This is a genomic window from Acinetobacter sp. 'aerobic (ED)' (genome assembly GCF_904886855.1).
GTDB classification, from domain to species: domain Bacteria; phylum Pseudomonadota; class Gammaproteobacteria; order Pseudomonadales; family Moraxellaceae; genus Acinetobacter; species Acinetobacter courvalinii.
The window spans coordinates 358,118-377,376 of sequence record NZ_CAJHGI010000002.1; the positions used below are offsets into that span (position 1 = coordinate 358,118).

General features: G+C 44.9%; 18 protein-coding genes. 7 read left to right on the forward strand and 11 right to left on the reverse strand.

All coding sequences use genetic code 11. From position 1 onward, the window contains the following. Window positions 1-17 precede the first annotated feature (17 nt). From JO943_RS05195 to JO943_RS05235, 9 genes are all read right to left on the reverse strand, one after another. Complete coding sequence (locus JO943_RS05195; protein WP_202740162.1) at window positions 18-2,012, reverse strand: esterase/lipase family protein; 1,995 nt, start codon at window positions 2,010-2,012, stop codon at window positions 18-20. Between the two features lie 282 nt (window positions 2,013-2,294). Beyond that, window positions 2,295-2,405 carry a hypothetical protein gene (locus tag JO943_RS05200; protein WP_005229212.1) on the reverse strand — a complete coding sequence of 37 codons (111 nt, stop codon included), beginning with the start codon at window positions 2,403-2,405 and terminating at the stop codon, window positions 2,295-2,297. A gap of 215 nt (window positions 2,406-2,620) precedes the next feature. Beyond that, window positions 2,621-5,089, reverse strand: coding sequence for an acyl-CoA dehydrogenase (locus tag JO943_RS05205; RefSeq protein WP_202740163.1), 2,469 nt, complete (start codon window positions 5,087-5,089; stop codon window positions 2,621-2,623). A 470-nt stretch (window positions 5,090-5,559) separates the two neighbouring features. Then, window positions 5,560-5,895: a DUF3325 domain-containing protein gene (locus tag JO943_RS05210; RefSeq protein ID WP_202740277.1), complete on the reverse strand. Its 336-nt coding sequence runs from the start codon at window positions 5,893-5,895 to the stop codon at window positions 5,560-5,562. Beyond that, complete coding sequence (locus tag JO943_RS05215; protein ID WP_202740164.1) at window positions 5,895-7,592, reverse strand: PepSY-associated TM helix domain-containing protein; 1,698 nt, start codon at window positions 7,590-7,592, stop codon at window positions 5,895-5,897. Before JO943_RS05215 ends, JO943_RS05210 begins: the two co-directional genes overlap by 1 nt. A gap of 4 nt (window positions 7,593-7,596) precedes the next feature. Further along, window positions 7,597-7,944 (reverse strand): iron transporter, encoded by a 348-nt coding sequence (locus tag JO943_RS05220; RefSeq protein WP_202740165.1) that lies wholly within the window; start codon window positions 7,942-7,944, stop codon window positions 7,597-7,599. Between the two features lie 322 nt (window positions 7,945-8,266). Further along, window positions 8,267-8,980 (reverse strand): metallophosphoesterase, encoded by a 714-nt coding sequence (locus JO943_RS05225; RefSeq protein WP_202740166.1) that lies wholly within the window; start codon window positions 8,978-8,980, stop codon window positions 8,267-8,269. After that, window positions 8,967-9,182, reverse strand: a complete 216-nt coding sequence (locus JO943_RS05230; RefSeq protein WP_199949433.1) for a hypothetical protein — start codon at window positions 9,180-9,182, stop codon at window positions 8,967-8,969. Before JO943_RS05230 ends, JO943_RS05225 begins: the two co-directional genes overlap by 14 nt. A gap of 16 nt (window positions 9,183-9,198) precedes the next feature. Continuing rightward, window positions 9,199-9,888, reverse strand: a complete 690-nt coding sequence (locus JO943_RS05235; protein ID WP_202740278.1) for a FadR/GntR family transcriptional regulator — start codon at window positions 9,886-9,888, stop codon at window positions 9,199-9,201. Between the two features lie 96 nt (window positions 9,889-9,984). Here JO943_RS05235 and JO943_RS05240 point away from each other — a divergent pair, with 96 nt between their 5' ends. Further along, the gene (locus JO943_RS05240) at window positions 9,985-10,884 is read left to right on the forward strand and encodes an ATP-binding protein (protein WP_202740167.1); all 900 of its coding nucleotides are present in this window, start codon (window positions 9,985-9,987) and stop codon (window positions 10,882-10,884) included. A 65-nt stretch (window positions 10,885-10,949) separates the two neighbouring features. Here JO943_RS05240 and JO943_RS05245 read toward each other — a convergent pair whose 3' ends face one another. Together JO943_RS05245 and catM are read right to left on the reverse strand one after the other, a co-directional pair. Then, window positions 10,950-12,215, reverse strand: coding sequence for an OprD family outer membrane porin (locus JO943_RS05245; protein WP_202740168.1), 1,266 nt, complete (start codon window positions 12,213-12,215; stop codon window positions 10,950-10,952). 292 nt (window positions 12,216-12,507) lie between these two features. After that, complete coding sequence (gene catM, locus JO943_RS05250; protein ID WP_005229202.1) at window positions 12,508-13,425, reverse strand: cis,cis-muconate-binding transcription regulator CatM; 918 nt, start codon at window positions 13,423-13,425, stop codon at window positions 12,508-12,510. A 104-nt stretch (window positions 13,426-13,529) separates the two neighbouring features. Here catM and JO943_RS05255 point away from each other — a divergent pair, with 104 nt between their 5' ends. The 6 genes from JO943_RS05255 (at window position 13,530) to pcaF (ending at window position 19,255) form a co-directional block, all read left to right on the forward strand. Then, on the forward strand, window positions 13,530-14,639 hold the full coding sequence (locus tag JO943_RS05255) for a muconate/chloromuconate family cycloisomerase (RefSeq protein WP_005284220.1): 1,110 nt from the start codon (window positions 13,530-13,532) through the stop codon (window positions 14,637-14,639). Between the two features lie 14 nt (window positions 14,640-14,653). Next, entirely contained in the window at window positions 14,654-14,944 is a 291-nt protein-coding gene (gene catC, locus JO943_RS05260) for a muconolactone Delta-isomerase (protein ID WP_005229200.1), read from the forward strand. Between the two features lie 120 nt (window positions 14,945-15,064). Continuing rightward, window positions 15,065-15,985, forward strand: coding sequence for a catechol 1,2-dioxygenase (gene catA, locus JO943_RS05265; protein WP_032867693.1), 921 nt, complete (start codon window positions 15,065-15,067; stop codon window positions 15,983-15,985). 121 nt (window positions 15,986-16,106) lie between these two features. Then, the gene (locus JO943_RS05270) at window positions 16,107-16,790 is read left to right on the forward strand and encodes a 3-oxoacid CoA-transferase subunit A (protein ID WP_202740169.1); all 684 of its coding nucleotides are present in this window, start codon (window positions 16,107-16,109) and stop codon (window positions 16,788-16,790) included. A gap of 2 nt (window positions 16,791-16,792) precedes the next feature. Further along, window positions 16,793-17,446 carry a 3-oxoacid CoA-transferase subunit B gene (locus JO943_RS05275; RefSeq protein WP_202740170.1) on the forward strand — a complete coding sequence of 218 codons (654 nt, stop codon included), beginning with the start codon at window positions 16,793-16,795 and terminating at the stop codon, window positions 17,444-17,446. Between the two features lie 600 nt (window positions 17,447-18,046). After that, a complete protein-coding gene (pcaF, locus tag JO943_RS05280) occupies window positions 18,047-19,255 on the forward strand; it encodes a 3-oxoadipyl-CoA thiolase (RefSeq protein ID WP_202740171.1) in 1,209 nt (402 codons plus the stop codon). Window positions 19,256-19,259: the final 4 nt, after the last annotated feature.

Genomic DNA, 19,259 nt, shown 5'->3' on the forward strand with positions numbered 1-19,259 from the left:
GAAAAATACCAAGACCGTTAATCCTTAACAGCCTGTGTGGGTGGCACCAACGGATGCAATTGCATATGCTGTTTTAAAATCCGTCTTAACTCAAGAATCGCTTCGGGCTGTTCCTGAATCGAATGCCCGCCCTGAATGACTTTTTCCGAGATGGCACCTGACAGATGCGAACTGCTATACGGCACGATACCATCAGTCATTTTATCTGGCTCCTGATGCCGGGTGATATTGCCAATGATGGAGTGATAAGCCAGCCCATGCACCGGCTGGATGGCCTGAGTCATGTTCATAAATTTGGACTGATAACTTAAATCACTGGGACCGTTTTCGATAATGCCGGCTGCCAGATTTTTCTTCATTTGATGAATATTGATGTTGTGGTCTGCCACCGCCAGCTCAGCCGCCGTTAAGAACTTGGCCGGTAAATGAATTATCTTGCGCAAAGCCAAGGTAAACCAGCGATCTGCATAGGCTGTTCCTTGATGCGGGGTAGCAATAAAAATCACCCGGTTAATGTTTTCAATCGGACGGAACATAAAACGCTTGCTCACCGCAGCAGAAAAAATAAAGTCATGCGCCTGATCATTCTGGATTGCCTCGACGGCCTGCTGGCGTATGTCGCCCTGCCCCATCAGCAAACGGCTGATAATGCCCCCCATACTGTGTCCGATCAGTACCGCATCCTGCATGGCAGCATCATGCGGATCATGCATGGCAAAAGCCTGTGTTAACAAAGCATAAATCTGGGCACGACTTTCAAGAATCGGCATGTTGGTGGAATAAAAAACCTGCCAGACCTGATAGTGCTGACGTAAGCTGTCATCTCCCAAGATATCATTGGTCAAGGCGATCCAGGCTTCTGGACTACTGGCCAGCCCATGAATAAAAATAATGATTTTTTTATCCGGATTATAGGGTTCCAGCATGAACAGATGTGGCATGCTGAATTGCTCTTTGCGATCGATCAGGGTTTTATAGCCGGTTCCGCCCAGATTGTTTTCAGCCAGCCACAGACCATAAGGCGCTGAATAATTGGCGGTAAGTAAATAGTCCTGCTGTGCCACCTGAAGCTGGTCATAACGGAACGGATCGATCAGCTGGATCTGCAAGGGAGCCGCATCAAGTAACTGTTCGACAGAAGTATTGGGCGCAGGCTGTGCTACGGCGGTGACCGACAGATATCTGGCCGCATGAATATAAGGATTTTCTTTACCGGCATAATAGCTTTCAGGATCATAAATATAATCAGGGCTTGAAGACTGCTGATTTTTGGCCACCAGAACAAATTCCGAGCCCAGACCATCGCGTCGGTTAACACTGTAAAATCCGGAGAACCGCATATTGTAGCTAGACTGCAATAACTGGATATCGGTGTTCGCCAGTTCCGGATAATGATCAAAATTGAACTGATAATGTCGCTGGTTAATCTGTAACTGCTGAGGAAAGCGGGTAAATCTATGCCGTAAATAGGCCTTAGTGATCAAACGTGACAGAGCAACATTGTAAAAAAGCCGAACCTGGGTCTGGCGTTGATCAAAAATACGTTTCTGTAGCGTAGAGGGCGTTGCAAATAAATACGCAAAGCTAAAGCGAACACTTTGATCAAGCAAACTTAAGACTTCATCGAGACAGCGGTTTTGCTGTGCTGAATGCGACGTTTGAGCCAATGCAATCTGGCAATTTTTCTCCTGACCGAGTTGCAGGGCCCGTGCCAGATAAATCTCACTGGCTGCGGCATAACGCTGTTCAGGACTGTCGCCCAGTTTCTGTTGTAATGTCTGTACGCATTGCTCAGGCTGACTTAAACATGCTTCGACCGGAACTCCGGACAGCAGCAAGCTATTTTGTGTGGCATCACTCAACTGGGATCGGGTCAGAATGGTCTGGGTTTTATCGGTTAAGGAGGCGCTTAAACTTCGTTGCTGCAATTTCACCAACTGACAGGCCGACAAGCTGAAAAGAATAAAGCCAAGCAGCACCAATTTGACCAATAGTTGCTCATATCGCCCCATTTTCTCAAGCTCCAGACTGATTAATCCGCATCGCGCACCCAACCAGTTTTCCTGTTCTTGCGCATCTGCTTCTAATATGCCAAATATCCGGCAACAACACAGCCATCGTGTTAAAACATTTCGTTTTTATTTTAGAACAGCCAATCAAAGATATAAAAAACCATCGAAGGACTGGTTCGATGGTTTAACTGGATCACAAGAATAGAAACATGACTTCTTAAACTGGGAACTGAATCAGCCAGCTCTGCATGTAAAAACTGGACAGCGCTCAAGCCTATGAGCCTATAACAGATATTCCCAGATTACATAGCCAATACCAAAGCCCAAAAAGGCATATAGTGTAATAATGAAAAATACAAAACTGGCATTATTCTTTTTTTTCAAAAAACTCATGGTGTCACCTTTGGTTTTGCTCAACTCATACTGTTATAGTGCAACACGCTACACAACAATAAAAGACACAGAAATTTCCAAAAAAAATATAACAGATGAGCTTAAAAACTCGAGACTGTTATGAAAACAGCCCTGAACATAAGCAAAAGAGGCGTAGATGACGCTTCATCTCAGATACATTCAGGACTGCTTCAAGCTGTACTTACACGATTCAATCATAAGTTGCGAAGATGAGGATTTTCCAACGGCAGGTCATCGACTAAATGCTCATCAAAAATATCCGTCAACATACTGTCATAACGTTTGGCATTGTAGTCTAAAAGTGACTCCGCCTCAGCTGTAGTGATAAAACCTGTCTCGATTGCATTGGCAATATGCGCTTCAAAGGTGAGACCGCTAAACTGATCTTTGGATTCGGCTTTTTTAAACTTGTTCCACAACGGCTGTAGCTGTAACAGGCTTTGGAATGTAGACTCCATCCGTCCCATCACATCGTTGGCATCCGTATTGTAATAGACATGTTGCTTCAACTGCTCCCGGAATGCATGTTCCTGCATCATCAATTGCGCGACCTCTTGCTTCAACTGATCTGACGGCGCTGCAATAGGACGGCCAAATGGGAAACAGATCAGTTTCACCATAGCAGCGGCAAGCGGCATCGGAAAATTATCATAGAAGCCAAAGAAGGCTTCTTGCACCTGATACAGGGCTTTATTCAGGGCTAATTCAGCATGTTTCTGTTCTGCTTCCGTGCGTTGACCCTGTTCATAATATTTCAGGATTGCCGTCGCAATAAATAAATGCGCATGAATATCGGCCAGACGTCCAGACAGCATTTCCTTACGCTTTAAATCGCCCGCCAGAATTCCCAGCGCCATATCGGCGGTTAAGGCAAAATCGGCACTGAAACGGTTGATTTTACTATAATAGGCTTTAGAAAAATTATCGGCATTTTTAGAGCCCTCATCTGAGCCGCCTGTAATCGAAAATGCCAGTGCTTTGGCTGCACGATTGAAGGTATAGGCCAGATGTTTAAACAATAATGGCGAAAATTCCTTAAAAGCGGCCGCTTTATCTTCAGCTTGTAACAGTTGCAATTCTTCAAACAGATAAGGATGGCAACGCATTGAGCCCTGACCAAAAATCATCAGAGAACGGGTCAGAATATTGGCGCCTTCCACAGTAATGGCAACGGGAATGGATTGATAAGTCAGTGCAAGGAAGTTACGTGGGCCTAACTGAATCGCCCGGCCACCCACCACGTCCATGCCATGATTAACCACTTTACGCATGGTTTCAGTGGCATAGTATTTGGCCATGGCAGTCATCACTGCTGGGGTTCCGCCTTGGTTCAAACCACAGGTCACCAGATAACGGAATGATTCCAGCATATAAGCATCACTGGCGATATCACTGGTCGCCTCTTGTACCCCTTCAAAATGCCCAACCGAAATTTTAAACTGTTGACGGACACTGGCAAATGCACCGACCAGCAGATAACTCATTTCCCCTGCTGCTGTTGCCAAGGCAGGCAGTGAAATACCACGTCCTACACCTAGACATTCCATTAGCATCCGCCAGCCTTTACCCGCATTTTGCTGACCGCCAATAATCCAGTCCAAAGGAATAAATACATCACGACCTTCAACCGTACCATTCATAAAAGGTGCACCCGGATTATGGCGGGGCCCAATCTGAATGCCCTCATGGTCAGCCGGAATCAAGGCACAGGTAATGCCATATTCCACCTTGTTTTTATCGCCCAGCAAACCTTCCGGATCATATAACTTAAAGGCCAGACCGATCACGGTTGCAATCGGAGCCAGGGTAATCCAGCGCTTGGAGAAATTCATTTTCAGGCCTAACACTTGTTGACCTTGATATTGCCCATGACACACCACACCGGTATCCGGGATTGCCCCAGCATCTGAACCCGCCTCAGGGCTGGTCAAGCCAAAGCAAGGGACTTCGGTACCGTTGGCAAGCCCGGGTAAATAACGTTGTTTTTGCTCCTCTGTACCATAGTGCAGCAGCAACTCCCCTGGCCCAAGCGAATTGGGTACCATACAGCTCACCGCAGCAGTCAGTGAACGCGAAGCAATTTTGCTCATGATGCGACTTTGCGCAAAGGGGGTAAATTGTTTGCCACCAAATGATTTTGGAATGATCAGCCCCAAGAAGCCATTGTCCTTGATAAATTGCCACACCTCTGGCGGTAGGTCCTTGTCCTGATGATGAATCTGCCACTCATCCAACATTGAGCACAGCTGTTGTACTTCGTTATCTAAAAAAGCCTGTTCTTCTGCCGATAATACGGGATAAGGATATTGATCAAACTTTTCCCAATCCGGCGCCCCCATAAACAGTTCTTTTTCCCACCAGCTGGTACCGGCATCCAGAGCCTCTCGTTCAGTGGTACTCATACTCGGCATGGCATTGGACAGCACTTTAAAAGCAGGTCGGCTAATCAAAGCATCACGCAATGGCGTAATCAGCAGAATAATACTGGCGATGATAATAGGTACACCCAGTAACAGACTCCATGGGGTAATCAGCACACTACACAAAATCGCAGTGACAATTGCCAGCACACTACCGACAGTTCGACTGGCTTCAAAATAAAAGAGAGCCCAAATCACAAAGAGTTGTATCAGTAGACCAAGCAATATTAATAGTACAATCATGTTTGCTCCTTTATCTCAGATTGGGATGAAGAGGAAAAATAAAGATCTGAGTTGTTTTATGTTTAAATTAATTCTTGAATAAAATGGCTGTTTTTTATTCTACAGATCAGATCGCTATTTGCTTGATTAACTACTAAATTTTACACAAACGCATTGAGATGACACCGAAACTGGAATTGCGGCCTGCTCAAGAATAATACACAAAGAAATCGTAATGATTGCGGCAATAAATCCAAAAATAAAATCATCAATAACCGTAATTCTGCATGCGGGCAGTTAAACAAATTTCTGTCCCGCCTCTTGGTTGTCTCAGCAATAGCCAAGCTATCTTGCTGCCATGGATCAGGCAAGCACACCGAGGTCGCTAACTTTTAACCAGGATATCCCCCCGTAAAGAGATCCTTTAGTCCAGACATAAAAAGAGCAAACATCTGTTTGCTCTTTTTATTTAACTACGATGCTGCCAAAGCTTAAATCAAACTCACGATTAACAGCAGTCCGAATAAAACGGTCACGATCAGATTGGTCTGCAAAAGCTTTTTAGGCTGGTAGGTCAATGCAAGTCCCACTGCCAAAGCCGCAAAGCTGATACATCCCAACCATTCGGATAAACCGATTGAAGCACCTTTCACATAAATCATGACCAACGCAGAAATGAGTAGAATGACCCAGCCTGCAATTTCAAAAGCCCGACTCATTTGTGCTGAAACCGGAGAGCTAAAGATATCGCGCTGATGTTTATTCATTCCACACGCCAGACTCGATAGCGCCACCACGGCAACACACCACAACATCCATGCTGCCATCATGCCTGCTCCTGTGCCGTGTGTGACTTAGGCTGTTTTTTCTGCTTAACGGGTAGACCTTGATAACACTTTAATTTGTAATAAGAGTAGATAAAAATCAGACCTAAAATAATGCAGACCAGATCAAAACTGGCAATCATCCATTGTCCATGAAAAATACTCATCCATAAGGCCTGTCCACCAGTAAAAACGTTTAACACCGGTATAAACAGGAACATTGCAGCCGCTAAGGCCAGTTGTTCTAGCCATGCTGGACGATGTGCCCGAATAGCCGCATGCATCAAGCACAATAACCAGACACTAAAGAACACATTAATTTCCAGCGGAGAACGCTCTGCCAATTGTGCGGGTATAACACGATTGGCAAAGAAATACGCTGCGCAGGCAATCGGTAGCCCTGTAATCGCCGTAATATTCAGGACCTCAACCACACGATGGCCAAAGGGTTTATAACCTAGTTTTTGTACCTCTGGAATACGTTTTACCACCCACAAAATCAATCCGGAAGCGATCATCATCGTGCCTAAGACGCCTGATAGAAATAATAACCAGCGTAAGACCGAATCGACACCCCGAGCCATATGCAGCCATGTCACTAAGGTATAAATAGCTTTGGATGCCGAATTTACAGGCTGGGCTTCGTCGATCAGTTGTCCTGTTAGCCCATTGAACTTGAGTGACGGTACACTTTCCCGATCCAGCAAGGTCGTGGCATGGGTTGCATTAAATTGTACATCCGCTTTCACCGTATTCGGTTGATTCACCCGAACCGAGGCAATCGGATTATCCCCCCAACCGTGTTGAACCTGCTGGCTTAATGCCACCAAGTTGACCATGGGTGCTGCTGCAAGCTTGGGCACGTCTTGTTCAGCTTCGCCACCACGGCCACCACCTCGATTGCCACGTCTTTCTTCTACGGCCTGTTTCTGCTTTTGCTCTGCCAGTAAACGTACCTGTTCAGGAGTTTGCGCTACAGGTTCATTTAAAATCTGGTAGAAGTTCCGGACATTGCCATAGTGCGTGTTCATTGCCCATGGCATAAACAGATGCATCAATAACAACAGCCCGCTAAAGGTAATCATCAGATGAAAAGGCAAGGCAAACACGGCGGTTGCATTGTGGGCATCCAGCCATGAACGCTGACCTTTGGCTGGACGGAAAGTAAAGAAATCCTTGAAGATTTTTTTATGGGTAATGATGCCACTGATAATCGCAACAAACATGAACAAGGTTGCAATACCAACAATCCAGCGCCCCCAGATGCGCGGCATACCGTACAGTTCAAAATGGAAGCGATATAAGAAACCACCACCACGGGTTTCTCTGGCTTTAATTTCCTGTCCCGTTTGCGCATCCAGATAGATTTCGCCGCCACGGCGGCGTCCCTCACCCGGCTTGCGGACATTCAGCATGATCGCAGGCTGTCTTTCATTGGCAAACCGGATATTCCAGCTCTCGGCAGCTTGGCCTTTCTGATTTAAATATTGCAAGGCATAAGTTAATTGTTGTTGCTGCGAAGTTGTATTTACTGATTGATGCAGTTCCGGTTTCATCCATACCGTGATTTCATTTTGAAAAAAACTGAGTGTCCCCGTTAGAAAAACCGCGTACAGCAACCATCCCAACAACAGACTGGTCCAGGTATGTAACCATGACATCGATTGGCGTGGGCCTTCATTTTTACCATCAACACGCATGCCCTTACCCTTTTAACAAGCCATACATGATGGTCATGATCAGACTAGGAATAATAACGCCCAACCAGACTTTCAAAGTCGAGTTGACCATGAATATCCAGATAAACAGGATGCAATGCACCACAAAAGCCAGCATGGTTGCACTAAAAACTGCATTCGCTCTGGATGGCTCAGATGAAAATAAGCAACCGATGAGCATTGCCGCAATCGCAGTAAAGTAATAGCCCCCAAAAATTGCGAGTACAAACCGTGAAAAAATCATCAATCGATATCGAATCAATGAGGACGGTGCAACCTTCTTTTTTACCACCCTTGTGCTGCTCACCAAGGGTACAGACGCTTCAATAGACATAAACAACACCGGACAAAATGACATCAACGGAAATGATGTTCACCTTTATATAGAGCCATGAAAATACGGATGATTTAGCCGATAACCTATGCAACACCCCATCTCATGAGCATGGTATTTGATCCGGTAATGCCAAGGGCAAACCTGACCAAGCTTAAATCAGCCTTAAAAAAACAAGGCATCATAATCAAAATCAACAAAAATAACAATAATAATGAGAATTAATCTCATTTTAATCCTAAGGTTGAAGCAGTATGTTGATCAAAATAGAAAAAAGAGTGATTGAAACTAACAATATAGGCGTTATATGTCAGTTCGGGATTTAAGGACTGACCTGCAGGATCGTCAACTGCTGGCTTTGATAAGCGCCTGTATCAATAAAGAAGCAATTATGTTTTTGCAGTACCTCTGCAACAATGGTATGTCCCAGATAAATCTCATCAATATTGCGGACCGTGCCATATTTTTGCTCGTCCCTGATTCTTGACCGTCCCCATAACACAGGGGCATAACTGGCCTGATCGGCATGATCGCTTAACTCAAGGGTTTGCTTAAGCAGGTTCCAATCATCTACGCCAATATCGCCATGTGCGATGCCCACTGTTTTATGAGCTAGATTCAACTGGATCAACACAGGCAATTGTTTGAGACGCGCGATAATCCAGGCCTGCTGTTGTGGTTTTAACTGGTAGAACCATTCTCCACCATATTTTTGATGCAGCTTTTTAAAATAAGGATGCTGACTCCCCTGAATACATAACTGCTCGTGATTGCCACGTACCATCCTGAACCAGTGTTGTTGCAATAACTGTAAGCATTGCAAGCTTTCCGGGCCTTTATCGATCAAATCTCCTACGCCAATCAGCAGATCTTTTTCAAAATCAAACTGCAGTTGCTTGAGTTGATGCATCAATAGCGTATAGCAACCGTGAATATCGCCCACCACATAGACCTTTTGATGATCTGGGGCGATATATTGCACCCGTGGCCATGCTTCAGAAGCTTGTCCACATACAGCGATTTTAGGGCTCATCATTTGCCCCGAGCTGCACAATTTCACTGTGAATTAACAGATGTCGTGAAGGAAAATAAAATTGATAGGCCAAGGCATAGCTGTTAAAACGTGCCAGTTGAGTTTGCTCCAAGGACCAGAAATAGGCGGTCATGCCAGCTTGTTGCCGCTGATTTAAAAAATACGATTTGCCAAAATGCCGGGATACAATAATAAAATCTTGCATAACTGTTTCGATTGACTCAGCGGACTGAATAATCACTGGTCTGTAGCGACAGCAATAAAGGATCAAGCATGGCTTTAGCAATTTCAGCCGCCTGCGACTCGGACTGTGCCTGTATGGCATCGACCAGTTGAGCATGAATAGTTTGATCCGGATCGGGTAACTGGCTATTGGTCACCAGTTCAAAGGTGTATTGATAGCTGGAGTTGAGAAAATATTCATAGGTGGCATACAGCGCCTGATTATGGGTGGCCTGTGCAATAGCCAAATGCAGCTTTTTATCGTTCAGCATAAACTCAGCCACATCACTGGCATCCGTTGCAGCCCGTGTATTGAGGCATGCCAGAATATTCAGCAGGTCAGTTGCATCGCGGTTTCTGGCTGCAAGTTTTGCAATTTCAATTTCCAGAACACATCTGACTTCGAGATGCTCATACAACGCTGACTGTTGAATCGAGTGAATCATACTGGAGAAATCGTGTTTGCTGCGAACAAAGGTTCCATGGCCTTGTTTAACTTCCAGAATGCCGAGATATTCCAATATTTTAATGGCTTCTCGAATGGTATTGCGTCCCACACCCAGCCCTTGAACCAGTTCAGGTTCTGTCGGAATTTTATCATTGACCTTCCAAAGTTCGGTCTGGATATTCTGACGGACAACCGCAATCACTTCGTCAACAAGCGATCTTTTCTGGATCTGTTCGATCATTAAAATTTCTACTGGCACTCAAAAACATCCAATGATACTATCATCCTATGTTTAAATTTTCAAATGCACACCGTGTCATCTCTCAGGGTAAAACTTATGGAATTAAATCAGACGATTTTCAGTCTTATCGGTGAAATTCAAAAACTGACCCAGGCGATTGAGAAAATTGCCAACCATCAGGAAATCTCACTGGAAGTACTGGATCAGGCCATCGCATTCCGATGGGAAAGAGAAAACAATAAAGGTCACCTGATTCCAATCCGTAAACCCCAACTGCTCTCGTTTGACAATCTTTGTAATATTGACAACCAATTGGCCAAAGTAAAGCTGAATACAGAGGCCTTTGCCAAAGGATTATTGGCCAATAATGTGCTGTTGACCGGTTCACGAGGGACGGGAAAATCATCAATTGTGAAAGCCTGTTTAAATGAATATCACCAGTACGGCTTACGTGTGATTGAGCTGGAAAAAAAATATCTCGAAGATCTTCCCAAGATTATCAATCTGCTCAATGAGCGCGATGAACGCTATATTATTTTCTGTGATGATCTGGCCTTTGAAGCAGGCGATAGCAGTTATGCAACCCTGAAAACCGTATTGGATGGCTCGCTGGCCACCAGTTCAAACAATACCCTGATTTATGCCACCTCGAACCGTAAACACATGGTCGCGGAATATAACAAGGACAATACCGAGATCAATCAGAGCGAAAATGGTGAGTTGCGTCCGGGTGATAGTCTGGAACAAAAGATTTCTCTGGCTGACCGTTTTGGTCTGCAAATCAATTTCTATGGCTTCAGTCAGCCCGAATACCTGAAAACCGTGCAGTTCTGGTTAAATGAATACCACTGGCAACAACAGGAAAACTGGGACAGCTTACAGTTAAAGGCCATTCAATATGCCACCCAACAAGGCAATCGTTCTGGTCGAATTGCCAATCAATTTGCCAAAATGATTGTCGGCCAGGAAATGTTGCAATCGCAAAATCTGCCTTAAATCCTGTAGCACTGCAACATCCCCACCTGAATAGCAATGCTCTTGCTCAGGTGGGCAACAGATCATTAAAACTTATGTGTGTAGGTGGTCATGATGCGATTTTCAACAAAATCTGTTCCAGGATTGTTGCCTGCACCATATTTAATATCAGCACGAATATGTCGCCATTCGAAGCCGAGACCTTTGAGTTTTCCTTCAGGGATGCTGTAATTGATGATGACATTTTTCTCGGTTTCTTTATTGTCCTTGAAACCTTCCCGATAGATTTCACTACCATTTAAATAGCGTAGCGTCAGTTTTAATCCGGGTATACCCTGCTCTTTAAAGTCATAACTATATAAAACATGCCAGGTCAATTCTTTGGCTTTATAAAAGGCCAGCGCAGACCAGCTCTGTAAATAGGCTTGTGGTACATAACCGTTTAACAGTGGAATATTGTCCTCTCCCATATGCTTTTGCAGACCGGTCAGAATGGTATGCGGGCCATTCTGTACACTGGCTTGCAGCCCGATTGATTGCGTATCAATATCGCCGAAATAGGCGTCACCATCTTCTTTATAGTTAAAATAGCGGGCATCCACTTTTAACTTGCTGTTTTTAATCTGCTTTGTATAGGCCGCATTGATATAGTGTTGTTGATAAATATCTTGCAGTTGTCCAAACCAGTAAGCCCCGGATAAATTTGGCGTGAAATTATAGTCCAGACCTAGAAAATTGAGTCCATCACTTCTTTTCGCCGGATCAGTCGAGTTGCCTAATGTGAATTTTCGATACTCGTCATCATCACGGGCATTCACATGGGTAAAACGGCCCGCAGATACTTTTAAATTCTTGATCTCTTTACTTTCCAGCATTGCACCGGCATAAGTCGTAACCAGTTGCCGTGAGTCATCAATAAACAGTACCGGTGTTTTAGGAAAAAGTTCCCCCACTTTCAGTTCGGTATTGTGATATTTCAATTTTAAGGTCGCGCCCAATTTTAAGTAATCACGTTCCTGCCGCCGTTCATGCTGATCATATTTAAACACAGTATCCAGCCGTTCATCATTATGGTCATTCAAACGCAATGCATATTGAAAACCTAAATCCAGACCGACTTGAAGCGGTGTATCGGTATAGCCTGACTCAAACCGCCCCGATAAGCCTTGTGACCAACTACCCAGATCTTGATTGGTGCCTTCAAAATCACGTTCGACATAGAAATTTCGTAAATAAATACTCTTTTCACTGTCCTTTAAAAAGTCGGCATAAGCCGCATTGACATTCAGACAGCCAAAAAACGTATATAACGCCACGCGCTGGGCTTTATACAGCCTATTCGGTATTAACATGGGAAATCCTTTCCTGAGTTTTTAAAATTCTTGTTGCTGCAAATAAAGTTTCACAACTTGCCTAGTCCTGCCGACCTGAGTTCCATTTCTTTTAAATATCCGGAAATTCAAGCAAATATCTTTAGAGAAAGATTCAGGCTGGATTTATTATTTGAATAATTAATGTAATTTTCCATAGATAACGAAGTATATAGTTATACCTTTTAAGTCTGGTTTTAGCTGTAGACCATCGTATCGCATTAATAAAGCGGTCTTTAGGACCGCTTAAACATAATTAATTTTCGGATCTGCCTTAATCACCATCCAGTTGTATCGGTATTCCCTCTTCTTCAAATACCTGTTTAATACATTCCAGTATCTGCGGCAGATACGGACTCTGATCCATATTGCGCACCGCCAGTGAAATCGGGGTATAGGCTTCCAAATCCAGAATCGGAATATAGACCAGATTTTTCATGCCAATATCGCTGGCACTCTCAGGAATAAGACAAATACCCTCGCCAGAAGACACCAGCCCTAAGGCCATATGAATTTCACGTACTTCGACCATATCTTTGGGTACCAAGCCCAAGTCAGTAAAAATTGACTGGATCAACGTAGAGAAATTCGGTTTTTGTGTGGCGGGATAAGAAAAAATAGGCTCATCAATAATCTGCGACAGGTAAATCCCCTGATCGATAAACCGGGTTAAATGATGATTTTTATGGATGGCTAATTTGAGCTTTTCTTTACGCAATAAAATCCGTTTTATCGCAGGATCACTAATTCTGAGGCGTCCAAAACCCAAATCAATTTTACCCAGTTTTAACGCTTCAATCTGGTCTTTGGTGCCATGTTCAATCAGTTCGACCTGAATCTCGGGATGATTTTGGCGAAATAAATAAATCACCTGCGGTAATAGCGCATACAGTAAGGAGCTGACATAACCAATACGCACGATCTTATTGACTGTGCTAATGCGTTTTGCCATGGAAGCCGCTTGGGCGGTATGGGTCAAAATCTGCACTGCATGCTGATAAAAGAACTGCCCCGCTTCGGTGGTTTTCACAGGTCGCGAACCACGTTCAAATAACAAAATGCCCAGTTCCTCTTCCAGCTTTTGAATCTGACGACTCAAAGGGGGCTGCGCAATACATAACTTTTCCGCCGCTTTGGTAATGCTCTGTTCCTCGACCACCGTCACGAAATAACGAAGATGTCTTAATTCCATTTAATATACCTTTTAAGTATCTAAAAATACCAAATTCAGCCTAGTTCTAAATATTACATTAATTTAGGGTATGTAAATAGGCAAAGATTGAAGAAATACCAAAGATGTATAAATCCATAGAAACCTTACTTGTCGAGATTCCAACCATCCGTCCGCATAAGATGGCGGTTGCAACCATGCAAACCCAAACCTTGGTACTGATTAAAATCACCACAGCAGATGGTTTTACTGGTTGGGGCGAAGCAACGACCATTGGAGGGTTAGGATATGGGGAAGAAAGTCCTGAAAGTGTCAAAACCAATATTGAACAGTACTTTTCGCCATTATTAAAAACACTGGACGGTTTTAATGTGGCTCAAACCCTAAAAACCATCCAGCAAAATATTAATGGGAACCGTTTTGCCAAATGTGCCATCCAGACAGCCCTATTAGATATTCAGGCACAACGTCTGGGTTTGCCGCTCAGTGAAGTCCTGGGTGGACGCTTACGTGATAGCGTACCTGTGCTGTGGGTACTGGCTTCGGGCAATACCGAAAAAGATATTGCTGAAGCAGAAAAAATGGTGGCACTCAAACGCCATAATATTTTCAAATTAAAAATTGGTTCACGTCCGCTTGAGCAAGATGTTGAACATGTGCTGGCCATTAAAAAAGCCTTAGGCAAGGACGTTTCAATCCGTGTCGATGTCAATCGTGCCTGGTCTGAACTCAATGCCATTAAAGGGATTCAAATGCTTCAGGATGGCGGTGTTGATCTGATCGAGCAACCGTGTGCAATTCACAATATTGATGCCATGCAACGTCTGACCCGTAAGTTTGATATTGCCATTATGGCCGATGAATCATTAACCGGTCCGCAAAGCGCCTATCAACTGGCAAAAACCAATGCAGCCTCAGTGTTTGCAGTCAAAATTGCCCAATCTGGCGGTCTGATTGAAGCCTGTGATGTTGCCAAAGTCGCCAATCTAGCAGGGATCGACCTGTATGGTGGCACCATGCTGGAAGGACCTGTAGGGACGATTGCTTCTGCACATGCATTCTCTACTTTTAGTAATCTTGCAGCAGGAACTGAACTGTTTGGCCCACTGTTACTCACGGAAGAAATTTTAAAAACACCGCTTCAATATGGCAATTTTGAGCTCAAGCTTCCAACAGGTCCTGGCCTCGGCATTGAGCTGGATCAAGACAAAATCGACAACCTTCGTCGTCAATAATTCAAGGAGTTGACATGCTTTTCCACGTACGAATGGATGTAAACATCCCGCTGGATATGCCAGTTGAACAAGCCAATCAAATTAAAGCCGTAGAAAAGGCTTATTCTCAAGATTTACAACGTCAGGGCAAATGGCGTCATATCTGGCGCATCACGGGACAATACTCCAACATCAGTATTTTTGATGTGGAAAGTAATGAGGAATTACACAATATTTTGCAGGGATTGCCTTTATATCCCTACATGAATATCGAAGTGATGGCCTTGAACCGTCATCCCTCTGCCATTCGTGAAGATGACAGCTAAACGCGCATAGCCGGTAAAGTGAAAAACAGAATTTAAACAAGGAATGTGGCAAGCCAAGCAAGCAGTAAAAACAGCAAGTCGGCAAGCCACCAAAAATTATCATACTTCAGGAGAATATGTATGAACCGTCAAGAAATCGATGCACTGGTTAAAAAAATGAATGTGGATACCGCGACAGGTGAAGTCAATCCACGTGTACAACAAATTGTGGTTCGTCTGCTCGGTGACCTTTTTCAGGCGATTGAAGATCTGGACATCTCACAAAGCGAACTATGGAAAGGTCTTGAGTATTTTACCGATGCAGGTCAGGCCAATGAGCTCGGTTTATTGGCAGCAGGTCTGGGTCTTGAACATTATCTGGATTTACGTGCCGATGAAGCCGATGCCAAGGCAGGCATTACCGGTGGCACACCACGCACCATTGAAGGTCCGCTCTATGTTGCAGGTGCGCCTGAATCTGTCGGTTTTGCCCGTATGGATGATGGTTCTGAATCGGATAAAGTCGACACCTTATTCATCGAAGGAACGGTCACTGATCCTGAAGGTAATATTATCGAAGGTGCTAAAGTTGAAGTGTGGCATGCCAACAGCTTAGGCAATTATTCATTCTTTGATAAGTCACAATCAGACTTTAACTTGCGCCGTACCATTTTGTCTGATGCCAACGGTCACTATGTCGCGCAAACCACGATGCCTGTCGGTTATGGCTGCCCACCAGAAGGCACCACTCAGGCATTATTAAATCAGTTAGGCCGTCATGGTAACCGCCCTTCTCATGTGCATTATTTTGTGTCTGCGCCGGGTTACCGCAAATTAACCACCCAGTTCAATATCGAAGGCGATCAGTACCTATGGGATGACTTCGCATTTGCAACACGTGAAGGCCTCATCGCAACTGCGGTGGACGTAACCGATGAAGCCGAAATTGCTCGTCGTGGTGTGAATAAACCATTCAAACACATTACCTTTAATGTAGAACTGGTGAAGGAACATGCCGGTGCACCAAGTTCAGAGGTAGAACGTCGTCGCGTTGGTGCTTAATTCTCTAAAAAATGACTGTGAGCTATTCATTAGCTCACGGTTTTTAAATTTCTATGCATATCCGTTTATAGCGAAGCCGGTATGTATAGAAATTTGAAAACATGGATAAAAGGTTGGCCTTATGATTGATAAAAGTACGCTCTCATTGACTGAGGCACTGGCACAGATCAAGGATGGTGCAACCATCATGATCGGTGGCTTTGGCACCGCAGGACAACCCGCTGAACTGATTGATGGACTGATCGAACTCGGCATCAAGGATCTGGTCATCGTCAATAACAATGCAGGCAATGGCGATTACGGTTTGGCCAAACTGCTTAAAACAGGTGCGGTTCGTAAAATCATCTGTTCCTTCCCGCGTCAGTCAGACTCATGGGTCTTTGATGAACTGTATCGTGCCGGCAAGATTGAACTGGAACTGGTCCCGCAAGGCAATCTGGCCTGTCGTATTCAAGCCGCAGGCATGGGCCTTGGTGCAGTATTTACCCCAACCGGCTTTGGTACGCTTTTGGCTGAAGGTAAAGAAGTCCGTCATATCGATGGCAAAGACTATGTACTGGAATATCCGATTAAAGCTGACTTCGCATTGATCAAGGCCCACAAAGGCGATCGCTGGGGCAATCTGGTCTATAACAAATCTGCCCGTAACTTCGGCCCGATCATGGCAATGGCCGCAGATGTCACCATTGCGCAGGTGTCTGAACTGGCTGAACTCGGTCAGCTTGATCCCGAACATATTATTACCCCCGGGATTTTTGTCCAGCATGTGGTCGCTGTCGATGCAGCCAATGGCATAGGAGCATAAACATGAGCTATCAGAAACTAAGCCGTGACCAGATCGCTGAACGTGTGGCACAAGATATTCCCGATGGTGCTTATGTCAATCTCGGCATCGGCCTTCCAACCAAGATTTCTAATTATCTTCCAGCCGATAAAGATGTGTTCCTGCATTCGGAAAATGGCCTACTCGCATTCGGTCCGCCTCCTGCCAAAGGTGAGGAAGATCCTGAGCTGATCAATGCTGGTAAAGAATATGTGACCATGCTGACGGGTGGCAGCTTTTTCCATCACGGTGATTCCTTTGCCATGATGCGTGGTGGACATCTGGATATTGCGGTACTCGGTGCTTTCCAAGTAGCAGCCAATGGTGATCTGGCCAACTGGCATACTGGTGCAGCAGATGCCATTCCTGCAGTAGGTGGTGCCATGGATTTGGCTGTCGGCGCCAAGAAAGTGTTTATCACCACCGATCACAACACCAAGCAAGGTGAGCCGAAGATTGTTGAAGCGCTTTCCTATCCAGCAACAGGCTTGAAATGTGTAGACCGTATTTATACCGACCTGTGTGTGATTGATGTGACCACAGACGGTTTAAAAGTGATTGAGAAAGTCGAAGGTTTGAGCTTTGCGGAGTTACAGGCGTTGACGGGTGCGAAACTGATTGATGCGACGCAAGGATAATGTTTACACAGCCAATAATTACGGGTTCAAGCAGAGGCTTTTTGGATAGGCATTGCCTTACTTTTTAAGGATAAAAAGTAACAAAAATCCTTTGTTAGACTGATGGTATATCCATATACCACAGTCTAACGGGCGGCATCCATGCCGCCGCCGCGAAATGCTTATGGGAAAGTCTCAGATCGAGATTTTCACATATTCGAAGATAAATTGAGAGTTGCTATGGTGATTGGCGACAGGGATGTCGCCCCGTTACTCAGCACAACAAGGAAGTTGTGTCTGAGTAACAAAGGTTTTTGGTCACTTTTTAAAAAAGTGACGAGAACTAGCGATGTGTATTGGATTAAGCACCTTAAGACTCCGTCGTGACTAACTCTTATGAATGAAAGCGAGTAATACCATCACTGCCGATAAATGAAAGTGATTTTCGAAAACCGTTTGTATAGGCAATACCTTACTTTTGAAAGGTCAAAAGTAACAAAAACCTTTGTAGGACTGATGGTATATCCATATACCACAGTCCTACGGGCGGCATCCATGCCGCCACCGCGAGATACCTACGGAGAATGGCTGAAAGGCCTGAAGTAAAGGACAAGATTTAAAATGAAAAACGCTTATATCATTGATGCCATCCGTACCCCATTTGGTCGTTATGCAGGCGGTCTTGCTCCTGTACGTGCCGACGATCTGGGGGCAGTTCCAATTCAGGCGCTCATGCAACGTAACCCAACTGTTGATTGGCAACAGGTGGATGATGTGATCTATGGTTGTGCCAACCAAGCCGGTGAAGATAACCGTAATGTGGGACGTATGTCAGCCTTATTGGCAGGTGTGCCGTATCAGGTGCCTGCCACCACGGTAAACCGTTTGTGTGGTTCATCACTGGATGCCATTGCCATAGCTGCCCGTGCCATTAAAGCCAATGAAGCCGACCTGATTATTGCAGGTGGCGTAGAAAGCATGAGCCGTGCACCTTATGTGATGGGTAAATCCGATAGCGCCTTTGGCCGTAGTCAAAAGATTGAAGACACCACCATGGGCTGGCGTTTCATCAATCCTAAGCTGAAAGACATGTATGGCGTGGACAGCATGCCGCAAACCGCAGAAAACGTGGCGGAACAGTTCAACATTAACCGTGCCGATCAGGACCAGTTTGCTTTAAACAGCCAACAACGTACTGCAACGGCGCAAGCCAAAGGCTTCTTCACCAATGAAATCGTGACTGTCAGCATTCTTCAGCGTAAAGGTAATGCTATTGTGGTGGATCGTGATGAGCATCCACGTGCATCAACCACTTTAGAAGTATTAACCAAACTCAAAGGTGTGGTCAAAGCCGAAGGTACTGTGACTGCAGGTAATGCTTCTGGAATTAATGACGGCGCAGCCGCTGTGTTGATTGCTTCGGACGAAGCGGTAGAAAAATACCAACTCAAACCACGTGCCAAAATCATTGCAGCCACCACAGTTGGGGTTGAACCACGGATTATGGGCTTTGCACCTGCGCCTGCAATCAAGAAATTACTGAATCGGGCCAATCTCACGTTAGAACAAATGGATGTGATTGAACTAAATGAAGCTTTTGCGGCACAGGCTTTGGCGGTAACCCGTGATTTAGGCTTGGCGGATGATGATGCACGGGTTAATCCGAATGGCGGTGCAATTGCCTTGGGTCATCCCTTAGGTGCCTCTGGTGCGCGTCTGGTAACCACGGCCTTAAACCAGCTTGAGCAGATCAAGGGACAATATGCCTTGTGTTCAATGTGTATTGGTGTCGGTCAAGGGATTGCCTTGATTATTCAACGTATTGATTAAAATA

Excerpts from the sequence above, each read along its gene's own strand:
- JO943_RS05195 (WP_202740162.1), bottom strand. The coding sequence starts at position 2,012 with ATGGGGCGATATGAGCAACTATTGGTCAAATTGGTGCTGCTTGGCTTT.
- JO943_RS05200 (WP_005229212.1), bottom strand. The coding sequence starts at position 2,405 with ATGAGTTTTTTGAAAAAAAAGAATAATGCCAGTTTTGTATTTTTCATT.
- JO943_RS05205 (WP_202740163.1), bottom strand. The coding sequence starts at position 5,089 with ATGATTGTACTATTAATATTGCTTGGTCTACTGATACAACTCTTTGTG.
- JO943_RS05210 (WP_202740277.1), bottom strand. The coding sequence starts at position 5,895 with ATGGCAGCATGGATGTTGTGGTGTGTTGCCGTGGTGGCGCTATCGAGT.
- JO943_RS05215 (WP_202740164.1), bottom strand. The coding sequence starts at position 7,592 with ATGCGTGTTGATGGTAAAAATGAAGGCCCACGCCAATCGATGTCATGG.
- JO943_RS05220 (WP_202740165.1), bottom strand. The coding sequence starts at position 7,944 with ATGTCTATTGAAGCGTCTGTACCCTTGGTGAGCAGCACAAGGGTGGTA.
- JO943_RS05225 (WP_202740166.1), bottom strand. The coding sequence starts at position 8,980 with ATGATGAGCCCTAAAATCGCTGTATGTGGACAAGCTTCTGAAGCATGG.
- JO943_RS05230 (WP_199949433.1), bottom strand. The coding sequence starts at position 9,182 with ATGCAAGATTTTATTATTGTATCCCGGCATTTTGGCAAATCGTATTTT.
- JO943_RS05235 (WP_202740278.1), bottom strand. The coding sequence starts at position 9,888 with ATGATCGAACAGATCCAGAAAAGATCGCTTGTTGACGAAGTGATTGCG.
- JO943_RS05240 (WP_202740167.1), top strand. The coding sequence starts at position 9,985 with ATGGAATTAAATCAGACGATTTTCAGTCTTATCGGTGAAATTCAAAAA.
- JO943_RS05245 (WP_202740168.1), bottom strand. The coding sequence starts at position 12,215 with ATGTTAATACCGAATAGGCTGTATAAAGCCCAGCGCGTGGCGTTATAT.
- catM (WP_005229202.1), bottom strand. The coding sequence starts at position 13,425 with ATGGAATTAAGACATCTTCGTTATTTCGTGACGGTGGTCGAGGAACAG.
- JO943_RS05255 (WP_005284220.1), top strand. The coding sequence starts at position 13,530 with ATGTATAAATCCATAGAAACCTTACTTGTCGAGATTCCAACCATCCGT.
- catC (WP_005229200.1), top strand. The coding sequence starts at position 14,654 with ATGCTTTTCCACGTACGAATGGATGTAAACATCCCGCTGGATATGCCA.
- catA (WP_032867693.1), top strand. The coding sequence starts at position 15,065 with ATGAACCGTCAAGAAATCGATGCACTGGTTAAAAAAATGAATGTGGAT.
- JO943_RS05270 (WP_202740169.1), top strand. The coding sequence starts at position 16,107 with ATGATTGATAAAAGTACGCTCTCATTGACTGAGGCACTGGCACAGATC.
- JO943_RS05275 (WP_202740170.1), top strand. The coding sequence starts at position 16,793 with ATGAGCTATCAGAAACTAAGCCGTGACCAGATCGCTGAACGTGTGGCA.
- pcaF (WP_202740171.1), top strand. The coding sequence starts at position 18,047 with ATGAAAAACGCTTATATCATTGATGCCATCCGTACCCCATTTGGTCGT.